Genomic DNA, 3616 nt, shown 5'->3' on the forward strand with positions numbered 1-3616 from the left:
CAATTTATCCGGTGTGAGGAGGTTTTTCTTACTTGCGGGGGGAGGGGGTGAGGAGAGCTGAAAGTTACTGGGGCTGTGAAGCGCAGAGGGCGCAAGAGGCTTGTGGAGTACATAGAGACTGATCCATTCATAGACTTGGCCTTCGTGCAACCTCTCATAAGCAATGATGAGTGGTACAGAGTGATTGAGAGACAAGCAACCATTTACACTTCAACAGGAGATCTCGGCGAGAATACCGCGACATACAGCATGTACAAGCTCGAGACACCAAGGCGTGTAATAAGCGAGTTTAAGAACGTATATAAGCACATCGATAGGGGAAGTATGGGGCTTAGCGAGGCTTTAGCTGAGGACAAGATGAACAGAGCCTGGAGAGCGCTCATAGCCTTGCTTGCTCTGCGCCATCTGATAGTCGAGAGAGCGGGGCTCGAGATGAGGGAGCTTCTCCCTGAGGTCTACACTGACCTAAGAGCCTTGGCCGGAACCATCAATGCTCTTATTAAGGCTAAGACTGGTAAGGAAGGCGCTCAAAGCTCTTCTAGTCCCACGCTGGTTAAGAAAGTACTTGGGAAGTCTAAAGAAGAGGTGCTCGAAACCGCTCCGCTTGTCTGGTGGATCAACCTGGTGATGGAGAGTAAAGTATTTGAGGCTATCTTCAAGTTCCACTACTTGGTGCGCACAAAGAAAGAGATATTGGAGAAGCTTGTCGATGAGACTGAGCAAACTCTCTCAGAGATTGAAGGGCACGAGCCTGATCATGAGTATACGAAGTTCGAGATCTTCAAGGCCTTACTCAGTAGGTGTGTCGAGCTTAGAGGTCAGTATATAAACAAACTTCAGAACGCGATCTTGTTCGTTAAGACGTTTAGAGTTAAAGTTAAAAACACCCAAGAGTGGAGATGGTTCATCGATGGCGATGTGCTCACCTACGTAGCGTCTGTGTACATCTCTGAGGCTCAGAAGCTAGTCAGCTCTAAGAGGGTCAACTTCGGTATACCCTTACTGATAGCTCCGAGAAGCGGAGCTTATGCTGGCGCAGCGTCGGCCTTAGCCGCCCTCATTCTGCTGTCACCCGTACTTATGCAGTACAGCATAGAGGCTAGAGAGACTGTTGCCGTTACCCCGGCTGATGTGCTGGTAGCCTTGCTAAGGCTTGCTAAAAAGAGAGATAAGGGGGGAGATATGGAAGACTTCAGCGTGGACATAGACGAGCTTGCGGGAGAGATCCTTCAGTTCTGGAAGGATACGGGGATCTACGAAAGGATCAAGAGATATACTGAGTATGGAGAGTTCAAGGGGCCCATAAGCCCGGAAGAGAGCCTTAAATCACCCTACAAGAGCATCAGCACATCCCTAGCTCTCCTAATTCACACGAAAGTCGAGGGGGTGCACGTCGTCGCCTCTAAGAGGACAGCCGCGAAGCTACCTCCAACCATGGAGGAGTACGACACCATCTACGTGAGGCCTAGGTATCTGAATGCTGTGGTCAGGAGGGTGTGGGAGGTGTAGATCCGTGAGTCAGGCATGCGAAGATGCTGTTAAGAGCTTCCTTGAGAAAGTACTGGGAAGACTCACGTTCAAAATGATAGAAGAGCTGTTTTCAAGGGCTCTCGACCAGAATCCGGTATTTAAAGCCGTCGAGAGAGGAGGCGCGTTCGGCAAGAACATATTAATCGTACTGGGTGGGAGAGGTTGCGGAAAAACGCTATTTATAAGGTATGCAAAGTACTATCTCACAAAACTTGGCTGGGACTTTAGATATGTGAGTCCTCAAGATCTTGGACAAGGTCAAGATGCCGAACGTAAACTAGCCGACATATTCGAGGACGCCTTAAAGAAAATTGAGGGAGATAGCAACTACAAGGTGGCCATCGCCTTAGACGATATAGTTGAGGCTCCTGTTACGGTGCTCGACTATATTAAGGATTTCATAGTTCCAAACGTTTTCAAGCATGCAGGAAGGCTTATGCTAATAGTGGCCGCACAGAGCGAGCGCACTGTAGGTCAGAAGGTCGCAGCAGTGTACCTTTTAAGGGAGAAGTTGGGGATGGCTCAATACGCGGAAGCTTTCTTTGGCGAGAACCCGCGCGACAAATTATATGAAAGTTTCGGGCGGAGCTATCTTAAGGGTAGCCTAGTTGAGACCTTTAGGGGGGCCGCACTGATCAACCTTGATGCTTTCTGGTCCAGCCTCCGATCGCTCAGCAAGGTGGACGATCTCGCAAATGTTATAGAAGAAATAGCGAGATTCTATACCATTAACTCTGCAGGTAGTTGCGACACGTTTCTTAACGAAATTGCCAGGCTTAAGCGCGGACTAGCACTTCTCGCGCTATCAAGCCTGCCCAGAGTAGTTAGAAGAGATGAGAAAATTATCATAGAGTACACAGGGCCTGTGGGTGGTTTTAAGCCAAGCGATTCATCAACGGAAACTGTCATAGCATTAAATGGGCAGGGCATTGCCGATCTCTTGTACAAATTCCTCACCGATAGCAGGGTAAAGGATCTAGTGAATAGAGCTGAGCGGGTCTATGGTTGCCTGAGTAGCGGTAAGGGAAGTTTGGAAGCAGACGAAGTCAAGCAGGTCATAATGGATGCCGCCAATTTACTGCCTGACGCCGAGGCTAGATCCGTGCCGGTCAACGCTCTATTAAAGCCTGCGGGGGGTCAGACACACGGGAGGGGTCGTAGGCTGGATGTTGACGTAATCGCGGTAGATTTGTCAAAAGAGCCCAGAATCTTGGTACTTCACAGTCTGAAGACCGATAAGAGAGGCTATGTAACGTCCAGCTCGATGAATAAGCTAAGAAAGCTGGTGGGGATGGGCATTCCCAGCGAGGCGGAGCTCCGCTACCTGATCATCATAGCTCCAAGGAAAACGTACGAGAAGAACGTGTTGGGGGTTGTTGATATGAAGAGGCTTGGCAGAGACGTCATACTGTTGCCGGTCGACACCCTGGACGATAAAGATAGATCTCTCATCCTCCTGTTGCGGGGCGCCCTAAACTGCCCGTATTTAGATAACGAGTTACTAAACGTATTGAAGAGGATAGTGCTTGGAACCTTAACGCTTAAGCTAAGAAGGGAAGGCATACCGCACCTCGCATTCCACATGCTCCCACTTGCAGGCTAGCACCAATACCCATAATCCCACCATTCTTTTTACCATCCCTTAGATTCATCCCGTCTGGGTCCTGCCTCATAACATAGTACCTGATCGAATCAATTAACTCAAAGTGCTTAATGGTGCGAGCAGGTTCGACATCAGGTAAGAGGTCATGTCCTTACCCTTTATGGCTAGTGGAGCTGAGCGAGGTACCGGTGTCTCAAATACAGGTATTCCCAGCACCAGAGACTTATCCCTTATGATAACTTTCTCCAAGGAATTAACAATCCTTCAGTAGTCATTCCGGTCAACCGACAATAAAAATCCAAACAGTGGCAGTCCACAATAGATATTAGCCGGTTTCATGTCTCCCTTTGTCTAATTCTCCTTTAGGTCCTCTAATCATAACGTAGATCGAATATAACCCCCTATTCTCAAACTTGATCTTTTGCGTAACGCAAGAATCATCCGCGTTCTGCGGGAGGGTTACTCGACGTGTTTGAGGTTCTA

The 3616-nt window shown here is 48.7% G+C and carries 2 protein-coding genes; both read left to right on the top strand.

The annotated features are described in order from the left end of the window. Nucleotides 1–102: 102 nt before the first annotated feature. Nucleotides 103–1509 (top strand): hypothetical protein, encoded by a 1407-nt coding sequence (locus tag ACP5KC_RS09435; RefSeq protein ID WP_428287389.1) that lies wholly within the window; start codon nt 103–105, stop codon nt 1507–1509. A 4-nt stretch (nt 1510–1513) separates the two neighbouring features. Further along, on the top strand, nt 1514–3133 hold the full coding sequence (locus ACP5KC_RS09440) for a hypothetical protein (protein WP_428287390.1): 1620 nt from the start codon (nt 1514–1516) through the stop codon (nt 3131–3133). Nucleotides 3134–3616 lie beyond the last annotated feature (483 nt).

The organism is Infirmifilum sp., assembly GCF_049970975.1.
GTDB lineage: Archaea > Thermoproteota > Thermoprotei > Thermofilales > Thermofilaceae > Thermofilum > Thermofilum uzonense.